Consider the following 14,849-nt stretch of genomic DNA (forward strand, 5'->3'; position numbering starts at 1 on the left):
TAAAAACGAAGGCAACCTTACGCGCTAGCGTCTAAACGAAGTCTCAACAACGCGCTCTGTAACGCATTCCAGTCGGTCTCGGTATCGGCGATGAGTTCAATACGGCTATCCGGTGGCGCGACGTTTTGCGTCTCTATATGCCAGTCGTCTCCCTGGCGGTTAATGCGTACCAGTCCTTCTTTAATACGCATTACCCCCTTCACGCGTCCAACAGGAGCAAGACGCGACCATTCCAGCAGACCGATGGTATCGAACACTGTATCGGCGTCAAAAATCCAACCGCAGGCCTGATGGCCCTGACCGCTGTTCAGGCTACGACGCCAACGCTGCTGTGCGGGTAAGCTCAACGCTGCCAGCCCCTTTTTGTTGGCATAGCTATGGGCGTGCTCCGCGCTTGCAGGAAGCTCCGCCAGGTTTAGTCGGGGCAAATCCAGTAGCTGTCCGTCAATTTGCCCATGGTCGGCATGAACTAACTGGCGATTATCACCGTAGTGTTGCCACCAGCTTTGCAGGGCGTTTTCGCTTTCCGTCGTGGCACGGTCGGTTTTGTTGGCAACAATGATATCAGCGGCGGCCAGCTGATCGCGGAAATTGTCATTGGCGACGCTTTTCTCATCCAGTAACAGGCGAGGATCAAGGATACAGAGGGTTGCGCGCAGATCGATCCACGGCTCATAAACCGGTGCGGTGAGTAAATCCAGAATCTGTTTGGGATGCCCGAGGCCGGTGGGTTCAATCAGCAGGCGGTCGGGTTTTCCCTGACGCAGCAGCGTATTGAGGCCAACCTGCATTGGCAGACCGTTAACACAGCACATACAGCCGCCGGGGATCTCTTTTAGCAGCGCACCGCTGTCGGCCAGCAACGCGCCATCAATGCCAACTTCACCAAACTCATTAACCAGCACGGCCCACTTCTCAGCAGGATCTTTGTTTGCCAATAAATGAAGAATAGAGGTGGTTTTGCCACTGCCGAGAAAACCGGTGATGAGATTGGTTTTAGTCACATTTACTCCAGAATCATAAATTACCGTAATGGCATTTAACAATCCTGGCGAAAAACAGGGAAAAAGAGAAGGGGTGAGAGGACGAAGAGGCGCTTCGTCCTGCTTAATGGCAGAAATCGTTAACTTTTTAACGTCTCAATGACAGCCTGATGCGCACCGTATTGGGCAATGCGTTGCCAGGCCTGCTGAATGGCCGCGACAAACTGCGGATTCTGTACGAGATCGGTGGCGAAAATCTCGCGCAGCGAAAGCAGGGCGTTGACGCGTTCTGACTCTGTGCTCTGTTTAACCAGAGCGGCAATTTTTTCACTCAACGGGTCACGAACATCAATAGCGGTGCCTGAATCATCCACGCCGCTCACATAACGCATCCAGCCTGCGACGCCGATCGCCAGCAGTGGCCACTCGCTTTGGCGGGCTAAATGTACGCGGATCCCTTCCAACATGCGCTGGGGTAATTTCTGGCTACCGTCCATCGCGATTTGCCAGGTTTTATGTTTCAACGCTGGGTTGGCAAAACGCTCCAACAGGCTTAGGGCATACTGGTCTAAATCAACATCGGTAATTTGCAGCGTAGGTGCCTGTTCGTTGAGCATCAGGCGGTAAGCGGCTTCACGAAATGCGCTGTCCTGCATACAGTCGCTGATGTGCTGGAACCCGGCCAGATAGCCGAGATAAGCGAGAAACGAATGACTGCCGTTCAGCATCCGCAGTTTCATTTGTTCCCACGGCAACACATTTTCGACCATCTGGATGCCCGCCGTTTCCCATTGTGGGCGGCCACACACAAAATTATCTTCAATCACCCACTGGATAAACGGTTCGCAGCTGATTGCGCAAGGATCAGCAACCCCCAGCTCGCGGGCAATTTCGGCCAGTGACTCTTCAGTAGCGGCAGGGACAATGCGGTCGACCATGGTGCCTGGGAAACTGACATGCTCCTGAATCCAGGTTGCCAGTTCTGGTGAACGTTTCTCCGCCATTCCAAGGACGGCGTTTTTTACCACATGACCATTGTCCGGGATGTTATCGCAAGAGAGGACGGTAAACGGCTGTAGCCCGCGTTCACGTCGGCGATGTAGGGCTTCAACAATAATTCCGGGGGCAGAGTGCGGTTCAGCCGGTGTTTGCAGATCGTGAGCAATACGTGGATTACTGAGGTCTAACGAGCCTGTCGCCGGATCGATACAGTAGCCTTTTTCTGTGATAGTTAGCGAGACAATAGCCACCTGAGGTTCGCAGAATTTTTCGATAATGGCCGCCAGCGAATCCAGCCTGGCGTTGAGACATTCGTTGACGGCGCCGATAACAATTGGTTGGTTACCGTTGGCCCCTTTTTCCAGCACGGTAAATAAATGATCCTGTTCGCGCAGTTGGCTCATCAGTCGATCGCCGCTGAACAGACTGATCTCACAAATACCCCAGTCTCCACCCTGCGCATTCAGCACCCTGTCGGTTAGTAACGCCTGATGGGCGCGGTGAAAAGCACCGAAACCAAAATGCACAATCCGCGTTTTTAATTGCTGGCGGTCGTATTGCGGCATCATGACATTTTCCGCCAGTGGCGCTGAGGCAATAGTTTTCATTTAATACACCTGATTAACCATAAATTAACAATGGCAGTATAAAGTTATATGACAACAAATTGAATTGGTGTGCCTCATTTATCCGGGGAATGTGAGCTTGATCAACCAATCATCGGCAATGTGTTGATCAGTTGACGGATGCCTGTATGGTAGTCGTCATTAAGATGATTTAATTTGGTATAACAACTTGTGAGGTGAAACAATGGAACAAACCTGGCGTTGGTACGGACCTAACGATCCGGTATCGCTTGATGATGTGCGTCAGGCTGGCGCAACGGGTGTTGTGACCGCCTTGCACCATATTCCAAACGGTGAAGTGTGGCCGGTAGAAGAAATTCAGCAGCGTCAGGCCATTCTGGCTGAAAAAGGGCTGACCTGGTCGGTAGTGGAAAGTATCCCTGTCCACGAAGATATCAAAACGCGTTCAGGTCAATATCAAACGTGGATTGCCAACTATCAGCAGAGTATCCGTAATCTGGCGACCTGTGGTATCGATACGGTGTGCTATAACTTCATGCCGATCCTCGACTGGACGCGTACCGACCTCGAATATCAACTGCCGGATGGTTCCAAAGCGCTTCGTTTTGACCAGATTGCTTTTGCGGCCTTCGAACTTCACATTCTGCAACGCCCGGGAGCTGAAGCGGATTATACCGCCGAAGAACAACGCCAGGCGCTGGACTACTTCAATGCCATGAGCGATGCAGAAATTGAAAAGCTGACCCGCAATATCATTGCTGGCCTGCCTGGTGCAGAAGAGGGCTATACGCTGGATCAGTTCCGTGCGCGTCTCGCTGAATACGACGGCATCAGCAAGGACGATCTGCGCGATAATATGGCGGTATTCCTGCGGGCGATTGTGCCAGTGGCAGAAGAAGTCGGCGTGCGTCTGGCCGTGCATCCTGACGATCCGCCGCGCCCGATCCTCGGCCTGCCGCGTATCGTTTCGACTATCGAAGATATGCAGTGGCTGAAAGAAACGGTCGATAGCATTAATAATGGTTTCACCATGTGCACCGGTTCTTACGGCGTGCGCGCTGATAACGATCTGGTGAAAATGATCGAAACCTTTGGCGATCGAATCCACTTCACGCACCTGCGCTCAACCTGTCGTGAAGATAACCCGAAAACCTTCCACGAAGGTGCGCACCTGCAGGGCGATGTGGATATGGTATCGGTGGTGGCTGCCATTTTGAGCGAAGAGCAGCGGCGTAAAAAGGCGGGCGACCTGCGTCCTATCCCGATGCGTCCGGATCATGGACACCAGATGCTTGACGATCTGCACAAGAAAACCAACCCGGGCTACTCTGCGATTGGCCGCCTGAAAGGCCTGGCAGAAGTCCGTGGCGTTGAGCTGGCGCTGAAACAAACGCAGTTCCGCGATCTGCTGTAAGTCTAACAACAGGGATTGCGCGACAGGCGCGATCCCTGTTTTTCATCAAGGCTGCGCGAGCGCCTGCTCCAGCACTGTCAGCACTTTATTGATCTGCTGTATCTGCAATCCACCAAACCCAAAAAACATAACAGCATCGCTGTTCTCTTTGCGCCATGCGGCTTCTGATCCATTTTCTATATCCGGCAGAGTGTCGAAACGGATCCCGGCCAACAGGCAGCATTGCTGCAACCTGGTGATGAGTTCTGCGTGTCTGGCAATGCGTAACGAGAGGTGCAGACCTGCCGTTGCGCCAGCGATTTTCCCTTCGGGAAACAGAGTGGAAAGGCCATCGCGTAACAGGGTGAGGCGCGTCGCATAGCTGCAGGCCAGCTTGCTGATATGCGTATAAAACACCTGATTTTGCATCAGTTCGGCCAAAAATTGCTGCAACAACCACTGGCTGCCGTTGTTATTGAGCGCTTTCATATTCTGTACCGCCGGAAGCAGTTCATCAGGGCAAATAAGATAGCCAAGCCGTGCGCCTGGCCCAAGCGTTTTAGAAAATGTCCCCATGTAGATAACCCGGTTGTGATAATCCATGGCTTTCAGCGCGGGAAGGGGATTTTCCCCATAGGTAAAAACGGCATCGTAATCATCTTCAATGATGTAAGCGCCGACGCGTTGCGCCCACGTTAATAATGACTGACGGCGCTCCAGTGAAAGCACGCTTCCCATCGGATACTGATGCGCTGGAGTAACATAACAAAGCTGGGTTTCATACTCGGGTAAATTATCTGTTTGCAGCCCGTGGTTATCTACGGCAATTGACGTAATGTCTGCACCGTAATAATTAAAAAGATGCCATGCGCCAGAATAACAAGGGGATTCGGTCACAATATGGCACTTTTTTTGCTGACTGACAGCATGATGAATAATAAATATTTGGCTGAGCAGTGATAATCCTTCCTGAATCCCGTTGGTAATGATGATGTTCTCTGCTCGGGTATTAATTCCGCGGGATAAATTAAGGTATCTGACCAATTGCTCACGCAGTGAAAATAATCCACTTGGTGAATGGTATCGGGTAAATAATTGTTCTTTAAGTATGCTTGGAGCATTATTCCATTTCCGCCAACTTGACCAGGGAAAAGCGTTGGGATCGGGGACGCCCATCCGACAGTAGCACTCTCGTCCAGGCTCGGCGTAAACATCGGTTGAGACTCCGGCAGCTTTAGGTTTTGTCGGCGGAGAACCCTGGGTAACGGGCACATGCGTTGGTGTTATACGTACAGGCGTGGTGAATATCACTTCATAGCCAATGCCGTGTCGGCTCTTGATTAACCCTGCAGCCATAAGCTTATCATAGGCCATCACTACCGTTATTTTGGCTACGTTCAATACCTGAGCCTGCTCGCGAATAGAGGGAAGCTTATCGCCACAAAGCAAATCTCCCCGCTGAATAGCCTGGAAATAAAATTGAAAAATTTGCAATTGCAGCGGAGTGCGGAGTTCTCTATTGAGCGTTAATGTAAGCATGAGGAATTCCTTATTAATATATAGCCACTATATTACGAATTTCTCGTTTTTACTATTTGATACACCTCATGGAGTAGTGGCTGTTCCTATAACTTGCTATCGCTGTCTCTATTTTTGGTTTTTATTATCCCTTAGCGTGTCGCTATTAAAAAAATGGAGGCAAGCATGTCGTGGATAAGAAAGAACGCATTGTGGTGCGTATTGGCTGGGGCGGTGGCAATGGCCTTGGCTATTTGGGGAACGTGGCAAGGCGTTCATTACACCAGTACCACCGAATTTTGTTTATCGTGTCACTCGATGCGCACGGCTGGAGAGGAATATAAAACCAGCGTGCATTTTCGTAACGCATCTGGCGTGCGGGCTGAGTGTAAGGATTGTCATATCCCCCCGGGCGTTGTTCCAACGCTTATTCGTAAAACTGAAGCCTTAAACGACCTCTATCACACCTTTATTTCTCCTTCTATCGATACTCCTGAAAAGTTTGCTGCCAAACGTCCGGAGCTGGCCCAGCGGGAGTGGGCGCGCATGAGCGCGAATAATTCAGCGGCGTGTAAATCCTGCCATAGCTATGAGGCAATGGATCATGGCAAGCAATCGGCAAACGCGGCGGCGCAAATGACCGCAGCGGCAGCAAAAGACAGTAACTGTATCGATTGTCACAAAGGAATAGCCCATCACAAACCCGATATGAGCAGCGGTTTTCGCGATCGCTATAAGCAGCTACAGCGTCAGGGAGATACGCCAACGGATGCGACCACGCAGTTCTCATTAAGCGAAAAATCACTGGCGGCAACGGCAGGGAGTCCGGTCGGGAAGGCGCTGTTATTTCCTGCTACCGAGGTCAAGGTGCTGAAAAAAGAAGGCAGTAACGTGCAGCTCGAAATCACGGGCTGGCGAGAAAGCAAAGGGCGTGGACGGGTGATCACCCAGTATATGGGGAAACGCGTTTTCTCCGCCGTTCTCGATGAGCCCCTGATGGCGAACGTAAAAGTGCTACACACCCTGGTCGATCCTGACTCACATCAGGAATGGCAGCAGGTGAGCGTCACCGCCTGGACCACCGATCAGGACTTTATCAACACGCTTGCGCCAATCTGGGAATACTCAGATCAAATGCTGCAATCCACCTGTAGCGCCTGTCATAGCACTCCTCCTACAACCCGATATACCGCTAACGGCTGGATCGCCGGACTGAAAGCCATGTCGACCTATTACCGGCTTAATCCGGTGGAGGAACGTACGTTGTTGAAATACCTCCAGACCCACGCCAGCGATGTGTCTGAAACCAACAAAAAGTAAGGATAATGTATGGATATTCATGACTTTAATCCGTCCCGCCGCCGTTTTCTCAACGGAATGCTGGCGGTGGGGGCTGCCAGTGCACTGGCGCCTAATCCGCTGATATCAAAAGTGTGGGCGGCGGGGGAAAATCCCGAACAGTGGATCCAATCTGGTTCGCACTATGGCGCTTTTGAAGCCAAAGTGGTCAACGGTGAGTGGACCGAAACCCGTCCGTTCAAACATGACAAATACCCCTGCGATATGCTGAACGCGGTGCGTGAAGTGGTCTACAACCCGTCGCGGGTGCGCTACCCGATGGTGCGTCTGGACTGGCTGCGTAAGCGTGAGAAGTCAGATCGCAGTCAGCGCGGAGATAACCGTTTTGTACGGGTCAGTTGGGATCAGGCGCTGGATCTGTTTTACGAAGAGCTGGAGAGGGTGCAAAAAACCTATGGCTCATCAGGCGTATTTACCGGGCTTGCCGACTGGCAAATGGTGGGCAAATACCATAAAGCGGGCGGGGCGATGGATCGGGGGCTTGGCCTGCATGGTAGCTATGTGACAACCGTCGGCGACTATTCTGCGGCAGCGGCACAAGTCATTTTACCGCATGTGATTGGTTCGCTGGAAGTTTATGAGCAGCAGACGTCGCTTCCGCTAGTGATTCAAAACAGCAATACCATCGTGCTGTGGGGCTGCGATCCGATCAAGAACCTGCAGATCGAGTTTTTGGTTCCCGATCACGATGCGTTTGGCTACTGGCAGCAGATTAAAGAGGCGGTAGCGCAGGGTAAGATGCGCGTTATCAGTGTTGATCCGGTGCGTAGCAAGTCGCAAAACTATCTTGGCTGCGAGCAGTTGGCGTTGCGGCCACAAACCGATGTCGCGTTAATGCTGGCGCTGGCGCATACCTTGTACGAAGAAAAACTGTACGACACGGCGTTTATTACCGATTACACCGTCGGTTTTGAGCAGTTTTTGCCGTATTTGCTGGGCGAAACCGATAAACAGCCGAAAAATGCCGAATGGGCGGCCGAAATCTGCGGCCTGACGGCAGAGCAGATCCGAGACTTCGCCCGTCTGTTGGTGAAAGGCCGGACACAGTTTATGGGCGGTTGGTGCGTACAACGCATGCACCATGGTGAGCAGTATCCGTGGATGCTGGTGGTGCTGGCCAGCATGGTCGGTCAAGTTGGTTTGCCCGGCGGCGGGGTAGGATTTGGCTGGCACTACAACGGCGGTGGTACGGTAACATCCGCCGGGCCTGTGCTTTCTGGACTGGGAGGGATCACGAATCCCCCGCAGGCAAAGTACAACGCGGATTTTCGCGGCGTATCGGAGCATATCCCCACTTCGCGTATCGTTGACTGCCTGCTTGAGCCGGGCAAAAAGGTTGCCTTTAACGGCGAGACGTTAACCTGGCCTGACATCAAAATGGCGATCTACAGCGCGGCAAATCCATTTCATGCGCAGCAGGACAGGAATCGCATGATCGACGCGTGGAAGAAGCTGGAAACCGTTGTGGTGTTGGATCACCAATGGACCGCGTCGTGCCGTTTTGCCGATATTGTCCTGCCCGTTACCACCCGCTTTGAACGTAACGATATTGAGCAGTTCGGTACGCATTCGAATAAAGGGTTGATGGCGTTGCATCAGATCGTCAAACCGCAATATGAAGCGCGACATGATTTTGATGTATTTGCCGGGCTGTGTAAGCGCTTTGACAAGGAAGCGGTGTACCGTGAAAACCGTGATGAAATGCAGTGGATACAGGCGCTTTATGACGAAGGCGTGAAGATGGGGGCATCGCTCGGCGTCTCATTACCGGATTTCACAACGTTCTGGCAGGGTGACGGATATATTGAATATCCGCCGGGTCAGCCGTGGGTACGTCACGGTGAGTTTCGCGACCAGCCAGACCTGAATCCGCTGGGAACGCCGTCAGGTCTGATTGAAATCTACAGCAAAACCATCGCGGGCTTTGCCTATGAGGATTGTCCGGGGCATCCGGTGTGGATGGAACCCTTTGAGCGTACCCATAGCGGCAAAAAAGATAAATACCCGCTGCATCTGCAATCCTGCCATCCGGACAAACGTCTGCATTCCCAACTGTGCTCTAGCGAGGCGTTTCGCAACACCTATGCGGTTGCCGGAAGAGAACCGCTTTATATCAGTGAACAGGATGCCACCGCTCGTGGCTTAAAAGCCGGTGATATCGCCCGCGTTTTTAACGCTCGTGGTCAGGTACTGGCTGGCGTAGTTGTCAGTCCGGATTTTTCCCCTGGCGTGGTCCGTATTCATGAAGGTGCATGGTACTCCCCGCAGGAAGGGGGGAAAGCCGGGACATTATGCACTTATGGCGACCCGAACGTGCTGAGCGCGGATATCGGTACTTCACAGCTGGCCCAGGGGCCTTCAGCGCATACCGTGCTGGTGGAGGTCGAGCGTTATCAGCAGAAAGCCCCGCAGGTGACGGCTTTCGGTGGTCCGCAGATTGTGAAAGAGGAGGGGACCAGTGCAGCATAAGCAAATTCATCAGCAGCGGGCAGCTGTGTACCAGTGGTTTTCGCAACTGCTATTTCGTGAACTGGATGAAAAACAGCTCGCCAGTCTGGAAAACGGCGATAGCCAGGCTTGGATTGCCTCACTGGCGGCGGTTCCTGGAGTGTCTGCCGAGGTTAAACGTTTTGAGCGTAGCCTGGTCCGGGTTTTGCGGCGCGACTCCCGACAGCTGGAGCTGGCAGCAGATTTTGCCTCGCTGTTTCTGCTGGCCCCGCCGGCTAGTGTTTCTCCCTATGCAGGGCACTATCCACACACGACAGCGGCAGAAGAACGTCGGCAAATGAATGTGCTGCTGATTGAGCAAGGTCTGGCAGCGCGAGAGAATGAACCCTCCGATCATATTGCTGTGCAGTTGGCATTAATGGCGAGGATGGTTGCTAAAGAGGAGAGGCTATCGGCGCAATATTACTTTTTGCATCATCATATTCTGTGCTGGGCACCGTTATTTCGCGACGCTTGTCTGGTGCGGGATAACGAGGGGTTTTATCCTCAGGCGGTGAATCTGATAGTGCGTTTTATGCAAGAGGATGAACAGTATCTGGAGTCATTGCTGATGGATGATTTTTATTTCAGCAGCCAGCGCTGAATATGACAAAGGGACAGCCTGCGTTGTAATGCCAGTCAGTTAAGCATTATGGAGCATATTTTATTGCGGCATAGGGTTCCGTTCACCTCAGCGGAGTCATTTCTCTGAAGCGCAGATACCCGTGAACGTGCAAGGGAGGCTCACCGCCGCCTCCCTTGCAACCCTGGCTCCCGGCGGGATTGTTAAGGGTACGGCGATAGTACCCTTAACACGTTCACAGGCAGTATCGTTTCAGAGAAGTGATATCACTAAAGTGAACGGAACATTTTGCCAGAGACAACATGTCATTATCTTTGGTTCACCTGTAACGACAGGAGCTTAATCTGCACGGCCCATATAGCGACGTTCTTCGATATGAATACGGATTTTTTCACCCGCACTCAGATACTCAGGAACCTGGATCACCAGACCGGTGCTCAGGGTTGCTGGCTTGTTGCGCGCACTCGCTGAAGCACCTTTAATCCCCGGTGAGGTTTCAACGATTTCCAGGTCTACGGTCTGCGGCAGTTCAAGCGCCAGTAGCTGGCCATCCCAGGTCAGGACCTGCATGTCCGGCATCCCGCCTTCCGGCATGAACAGCAGCTCTTCTTCAATCTGGTCTTTGGTGAAGGTATACGGGGTATAGTCTTCTTTATCCATAAAGATGTATTCGTTGCCATCGACGTAGGAAAAATCAACGCCACGACGGCTCAGAGTGACGGTATCCACGATATCGTCGCCTTTGAAGCGCTCTTCAACTTTCAGACCGGTACGCACATCAGAAAAACGCATTTTGTACAGCGTGGCTGCACCACGTGCAGACGGTGATTGAATATCGATATCTTTTACAATCAGCAGCTTGCCGTTGTAGTTCAGTACCATACCTTTTTTAATTTCGTTCGCTCTTGGCATCGAAAAAATCCTGTAGTGAGGAGTGTCTAAAATATCGCGTAAAACTACTCGCGCCGGGGCATTCAGGCAAGCGGAATTCATGCTTTTGCTGGTGCAAAAAAGGTGGTACTGTGCCCTTCCCGCACAATCCGATGGTTTACGATTAAGAGAGTACTGTATGGAATGCCGTCCGGATTGTGGTGCATGCTGCACCGCGCCTTCAATCTCCAGTCCCATCCCCGGTATGCCTGATGGCAAGCCCGCTAATACGCCCTGCGTTCAGTTGGATGAATCCCTGCGTTGCAAAATTTTTGCGTCGCCGCTACGACCAAAGGTGTGCGGCGGTTTACAGCCCAGTGCGGAAATGTGCGGGCGGACGACGCACCAGGCCATGGTTTATCTCATCGAGCTTGAAGCGCTAACCGCGCCTTAAACGTCCTTGATGCGCGCCAGGCACGCGACGGTGGCGACGATCATCACCAGCGCAAACCAGAACACCGCGTGATAGTTCCAAATTTCAGCGGCAATCCCTGCCAGCGATCCGGCAATAATCCAGCCCACGCGAATGGTATTCGTATAGAGGGTGGTGGCTGAACCTGCCTGTCCCGGCATCAGGTCCTGGAAATAGAGCATACCAATCCCGCCGAGAATACCGATGTAAATCGCGTTCAGCAGCTGTAAGCCAAGCAATATCGCCGGAGAGTGAGCCAGCAGCATGCCGGCATAAAAGAAGAATCCGGCAACGACGGCAATTCTCATCAACAGACGTTTACCCAGACGCTTTGCAAAATAGCCAGCAATCAGCATGGTTGGGATTTCCAGTCCGGCTGCGGTGCCCATCATGATGCCAGCCAGTTTTTCTGGCAGATGCAGTTCGTTGATGATAAACAGCGGCATATTAATGATATAGAGACTATTGGTTCCCCACATTAATGTGCAGATAACAAACAGCAGCAACGTGTCGCGTCGATTGCGGCGCGGGGCCTCAACTGCGCCTGTCGCGAGAGGCACGTTTTTACTCATTGAGGGTAAAAACAGCCAGACCATTACACCGCAGACAACAAACGCCACCGCCGCGCTGAGATACATCACCGTAAAGCTGAATCCCATGGCCAGCGCGTAGGCCAGCGGCGGGCCAATTACCCAGGCCAGCGAAACCTGTGCGCGTAATATTGAGCTGAACATGACGGCTTCCCGACCTGTGCGGTCGGCGTGTTCACGGGCGAGAGCAAACATTTGCGGGTTGGCGGTCGATCCAAAGCTGCTGAGGAATACCCCGACAAAAAGCAAGATAAAATAATTACGGTTCCAGGCGAACAGCACGCAGGCCAGCATCCCCAGCACGCAGCAAAACACAATCAGGTTCTTGCGATCGCCTTTTCTATCTGAACGTCCGGCCAGAAACTGACTTACCAGAATACCGATCACAGCGCTACCGGTAAAAAAGAACCCAACCATGCCGGGACGGGCGTGGACTTCATCCGTCAGAAAAAGGCTGAGCGTTGGCGTCTGCAACGCACCGGCGATACCCGTCAGAAATGCGACAAGCAGGAACGCCGAAGACGTTAAATCAAACGCCTTGGGTGTGGCGGCTACGGGGGTGTTATGCATGTTTTGATATCAATGATGTGAAGAGACGCGGAGTTTACGCCGCTTGTCAGAAAATAAACAGGGAGCCAAATCAAAATCGGCATCAAAAATCAAAATAGCATTTCAGTCAAAGAATGCTGTTTGCTGACGTTGCTGAATCTGACAAGCTGACGGCGTTTTTGCGTCAGCATTTTTTTCTCCTCCGCAGAGAAAATGTGCGTTATCTCTAAATTCAGCAAGTATTTTGTCAACTTTACTTGTGTGCTGAAGAAAAAAGAGCAAGACTTCTTGAAACGTTTCAGCGTCATCTTGCCTTAACTGATGGAGTCGGGTGGCGCCTTTTTTCTCATGTTGGCTGAATCGTTTCAATTCAGCGGGAGAGGAGAATCATGTTCCAGTTATCTGTTCAGGATATTCACCCGGGCGAACAGGCCGGGAATAAAGAAGAGGCTATTCGCCAGGTTGCCGCTGCCTTAGTGCAGGCGGGTAACGTCTCGGAAGGCTACGTCGATGGCATGCTGGCGCGCGAACAACAGACGTCCACGTTCCTCGGCAACGGTATTGCGATTCCTCACGGTACGACGGACACGCGCGATCAGGTACTGAAAACCGGTGTGCAGGTATTTCAGTTTCCGCAAGGCGTGACCTGGGGCGAAGGGCAGGTTGCTTATGTGGCAATCGGCATCGCCGCAAGCTCTGATGAACACCTCGGTTTACTGCGTCAGCTGACACACGTGCTGAGCGACGACTCCGTCGCTGAACAGCTGAAATCTGTGACCACGGCGGAAGAACTGCGTGCGCTGCTGATGGGTGAAAAGCAAAGTGAACAGCTGAAGCTTGATAACGAAACGCTGTCGCTGGATGTCGTGGCCAACTCGCTGGTGACGCTGCAGGCACTCAACGCGGCACGGCTGAAAGAAGTCGGTGCGGTTGACGCCACCTTTGTGGCCAGAGCAATCAATGAGCAGCCGATGAATCTTGGTCAGGGGATCTGGCTGAATGACTGTGCTGAAGGTAACGTGCGTAGCGCCGTTGCGGTCAGCCGTGCAGCAACAGCGTTCGATGTACAAGGTGAAGCGGCAGCCCTGCTGGTGACCGTCGCCATGAATGACGATCAACCGGTTGCGGTGCTGAAGCGCCTTGGCGATCTGCTGCTGAATAATAAAGCTGACCGTTTGTTGAAAGCTGATGCGGCAACGGTGCTGGCACTGCTGGCCAGCGATGACGGCTTAACTGATGATGTACTGAGCGCCGAATTTATTGTGCGCAATGAGCATGGTTTACATGCCCGCCCGGGCACCATGCTGGTGAATACGATTAAACAATTTAACAGTGAAATTACCGTGACAAATCTTGATGGAACCGGCAAGCCGGCGAATGGACGCAGTCTGATGAAAGTTGTGGCGTTAGGCGTGAAGAAAGGACATCACCTGCGCTTTACTGCACAGGGTGAAGATGCTGAACAGGCGCTGAAGGCGATTGGCGAAGCCATCGCGGCAGGTCTTGGGGAGGGCGCGTAATGAGCAGACGTGTTGCTACTATCACCCTTAACCCGGCCTACGACCTGGTGGGTTTCTGCCCGGAAATTGAACGCGGTGAAGTGAACCTGGTTAAAACCACCGGTCTGCATGCGGCAGGGAAAGGGATCAACGTCGCTAAGGTTTTGAAGGATTTAGGTATCGATGTCACTGTGGGCGGCTTCCTGGGTAAAGACAACCAGGATGGTTTTCAGCAGTTGTTCAGCGAGCTGGGCATTGCCAACCGTTTTCAGGTCGTGCAGGGCCGTACCCGTATTAACGTCAAGCTGACCGAAAAAGACGGTGAAGTATCTGACTTCAACTTCTCTGGTTTTGAAGTTACCCCGGCTGACTGGGAACGCTTTGTGAATGATTCGCTGAGCTGGCTGGGCCAGTTCGACATGGTGTGCGTCAGCGGCAGTTTGCCAACCGGCGTGAGCCCGGAAGCCTTCACCGACTGGATGACGCGCCTGCGTAGTCAGTGTCCTTGCATTATCTTTGATAGTAGTCGTGAAGCGTTGGTAGCAGGCCTGAAAGCGGCACCATGGCTGGTGAAGCCAAACCGTCGCGAACTGGAAATCTGGGCCGGTCGTAAGCTGCCGGAAATGAAAGATGTGATTGAAGCGGCGCATGCGCTGCGTGAACAGGGGATCGCCCATGTGGTGATTTCACTCGGCGCGGAAGGTGCGCTGTGGGTTAACGCCTCAGGTGAGTGGATTGCTAAACCGCCGTCAGTTGAGGTGGTCAGCACCGTCGGCGCGGGTGATTCAATGGTTGGCGGTCTGATTTACGGTCTGCTGATGCGTGAGTCCAGCGAACATACCCTGCGTCTGGCGACGGCTGTTGCCGCCCTGGCGGTAAGCCAAAGTAATGTAGGCATTACCGATCGTCCTCAGTTGGCCGCAATGATGGCGCGTGTCGACTTAAAACCGTTTAACTGAC

Annotated in this window: 12 protein-coding genes; 7 read left to right on the forward strand and 5 right to left on the reverse strand. The window is 52.6% G+C overall.

Annotated elements, in window-relative coordinates; translation table 11 throughout:
• Positions 1–17: 17 nt before the first annotated feature.
• Positions 18–1,004, reverse strand: coding sequence for a CobW family GTP-binding protein (locus tag SK38_RS01770; protein ID WP_048234892.1), 987 nt, complete (start codon positions 1,002–1,004; stop codon positions 18–20).
• Positions 1,005–1,123: 119 nt separating this feature from the next.
• The gene (locus SK38_RS01775) at positions 1,124–2,590 is read right to left on the reverse strand and encodes a mannitol dehydrogenase family protein (RefSeq protein ID WP_048234894.1); all 1,467 of its coding nucleotides are present in this window, start codon (positions 2,588–2,590) and stop codon (positions 1,124–1,126) included.
• Between the two features lie 202 nt (positions 2,591–2,792).
• Between SK38_RS01775 and uxuA the strand changes: the two genes are divergently transcribed.
• Positions 2,793–3,983 (forward strand): mannonate dehydratase, encoded by a 1,191-nt coding sequence (uxuA, locus tag SK38_RS01780; RefSeq protein WP_048215901.1) that lies wholly within the window; start codon positions 2,793–2,795, stop codon positions 3,981–3,983.
• Between the two features lie 45 nt (positions 3,984–4,028).
• Here uxuA and pdxR read toward each other — a convergent pair whose 3' ends face one another.
• Positions 4,029–5,501: a MocR-like pyridoxine biosynthesis transcription factor PdxR gene (gene pdxR, locus SK38_RS01785; RefSeq protein WP_048234896.1), complete on the reverse strand. Its 1,473-nt coding sequence runs from the start codon at positions 5,499–5,501 to the stop codon at positions 4,029–4,031.
• 165 nt (positions 5,502–5,666) lie between these two features.
• On the opposite strand from pdxR, the gene torC reads away from it, so the two are divergent.
• The 3 genes from torC to torD are packed head-to-tail and all read left to right on the forward strand — an operon-like array spanning position 5,667 to position 9,930.
• Complete coding sequence (gene torC / locus SK38_RS01790; RefSeq protein WP_048234897.1) at positions 5,667–6,800, forward strand: pentaheme c-type cytochrome TorC; 1,134 nt, start codon at positions 5,667–5,669, stop codon at positions 6,798–6,800.
• 9 nt (positions 6,801–6,809) lie between these two features.
• Entirely contained in the window at positions 6,810–9,308 is a 2,499-nt protein-coding gene (gene torA / locus SK38_RS01795) for a trimethylamine-N-oxide reductase TorA (protein ID WP_048234899.1), read from the forward strand.
• Positions 9,298–9,930, forward strand: coding sequence for a molecular chaperone TorD (gene torD, locus SK38_RS01800; RefSeq protein ID WP_048234900.1), 633 nt, complete (start codon positions 9,298–9,300; stop codon positions 9,928–9,930). Before torA ends, torD begins: the two co-directional genes overlap by 11 nt.
• A gap of 318 nt (positions 9,931–10,248) precedes the next feature.
• Here torD and yeiP read toward each other — a convergent pair whose 3' ends face one another.
• Entirely contained in the window at positions 10,249–10,821 is a 573-nt protein-coding gene (gene yeiP, locus SK38_RS01805; protein WP_003027452.1) for an elongation factor P-like protein YeiP, read from the reverse strand.
• 157 nt (positions 10,822–10,978) lie between these two features.
• Here yeiP and SK38_RS23480 point away from each other — a divergent pair, with 157 nt between their 5' ends.
• Positions 10,979–11,233 carry a YkgJ family cysteine cluster protein gene (locus SK38_RS23480; RefSeq protein WP_008785278.1) on the forward strand — a complete coding sequence of 85 codons (255 nt, stop codon included), beginning with the start codon at positions 10,979–10,981 and terminating at the stop codon, positions 11,231–11,233.
• On the opposite strand, the gene setB is transcribed toward SK38_RS23480, so the two are convergent.
• Positions 11,230–12,411, reverse strand: coding sequence for a sugar efflux transporter SetB (gene setB / locus SK38_RS01810; protein WP_003834548.1), 1,182 nt, complete (start codon positions 12,409–12,411; stop codon positions 11,230–11,232). The two genes, SK38_RS23480 and setB, sit on opposite strands and share 4 nt — an antisense overlap.
• A gap of 368 nt (positions 12,412–12,779) precedes the next feature.
• Between setB and fruB the strand changes: the two genes are divergently transcribed.
• Both fruB and fruK read left to right on the forward strand, forming a co-directional pair.
• Positions 12,780–13,910 (forward strand): fused PTS fructose transporter subunit IIA/HPr protein, encoded by a 1,131-nt coding sequence (gene fruB / locus SK38_RS01820; protein WP_048234901.1) that lies wholly within the window; start codon positions 12,780–12,782, stop codon positions 13,908–13,910.
• Positions 13,910–14,848: a 1-phosphofructokinase gene (fruK, locus tag SK38_RS01825; protein WP_003834544.1), complete on the forward strand. Its 939-nt coding sequence runs from the start codon at positions 13,910–13,912 to the stop codon at positions 14,846–14,848. The genes fruB and fruK overlap by 1 nt, the downstream gene beginning before the upstream one ends.
• The last annotated feature ends 1 nt before the right edge of the window (position 14,849 follow it).

Source organism: Citrobacter sp. MGH110 (assembly GCF_001037515.1).
Taxonomy (GTDB): domain Bacteria; phylum Pseudomonadota; class Gammaproteobacteria; order Enterobacterales; family Enterobacteriaceae; genus Citrobacter; species Citrobacter portucalensis.

What these genes read in the sequence shown, in the direction of transcription:
- setB (WP_003834548.1), bottom strand. Translation starts at nt 12,411, where the DNA reads ATGCATAACACCCCCGTAGCCGCCACACCCAAGGCGTTTGATTTAACG.
- torC (WP_048234897.1), top strand. Translation starts at nt 5,667, where the DNA reads ATGTCGTGGATAAGAAAGAACGCATTGTGGTGCGTATTGGCTGGGGCG.
- SK38_RS23480 (WP_008785278.1), top strand. Translation starts at nt 10,979, where the DNA reads ATGGAATGCCGTCCGGATTGTGGTGCATGCTGCACCGCGCCTTCAATC.
- torA (WP_048234899.1), top strand. Translation starts at nt 6,810, where the DNA reads ATGGATATTCATGACTTTAATCCGTCCCGCCGCCGTTTTCTCAACGGA.
- uxuA (WP_048215901.1), top strand. Translation starts at nt 2,793, where the DNA reads ATGGAACAAACCTGGCGTTGGTACGGACCTAACGATCCGGTATCGCTT.
- fruK (WP_003834544.1), top strand. Translation starts at nt 13,910, where the DNA reads ATGAGCAGACGTGTTGCTACTATCACCCTTAACCCGGCCTACGACCTG.
- pdxR (WP_048234896.1), bottom strand. Translation starts at nt 5,501, where the DNA reads ATGCTTACATTAACGCTCAATAGAGAACTCCGCACTCCGCTGCAATTG.
- fruB (WP_048234901.1), top strand. Translation starts at nt 12,780, where the DNA reads ATGTTCCAGTTATCTGTTCAGGATATTCACCCGGGCGAACAGGCCGGG.
- SK38_RS01775 (WP_048234894.1), bottom strand. Translation starts at nt 2,590, where the DNA reads ATGAAAACTATTGCCTCAGCGCCACTGGCGGAAAATGTCATGATGCCG.
- yeiP (WP_003027452.1), bottom strand. Translation starts at nt 10,821, where the DNA reads ATGCCAAGAGCGAACGAAATTAAAAAAGGTATGGTACTGAACTACAAC.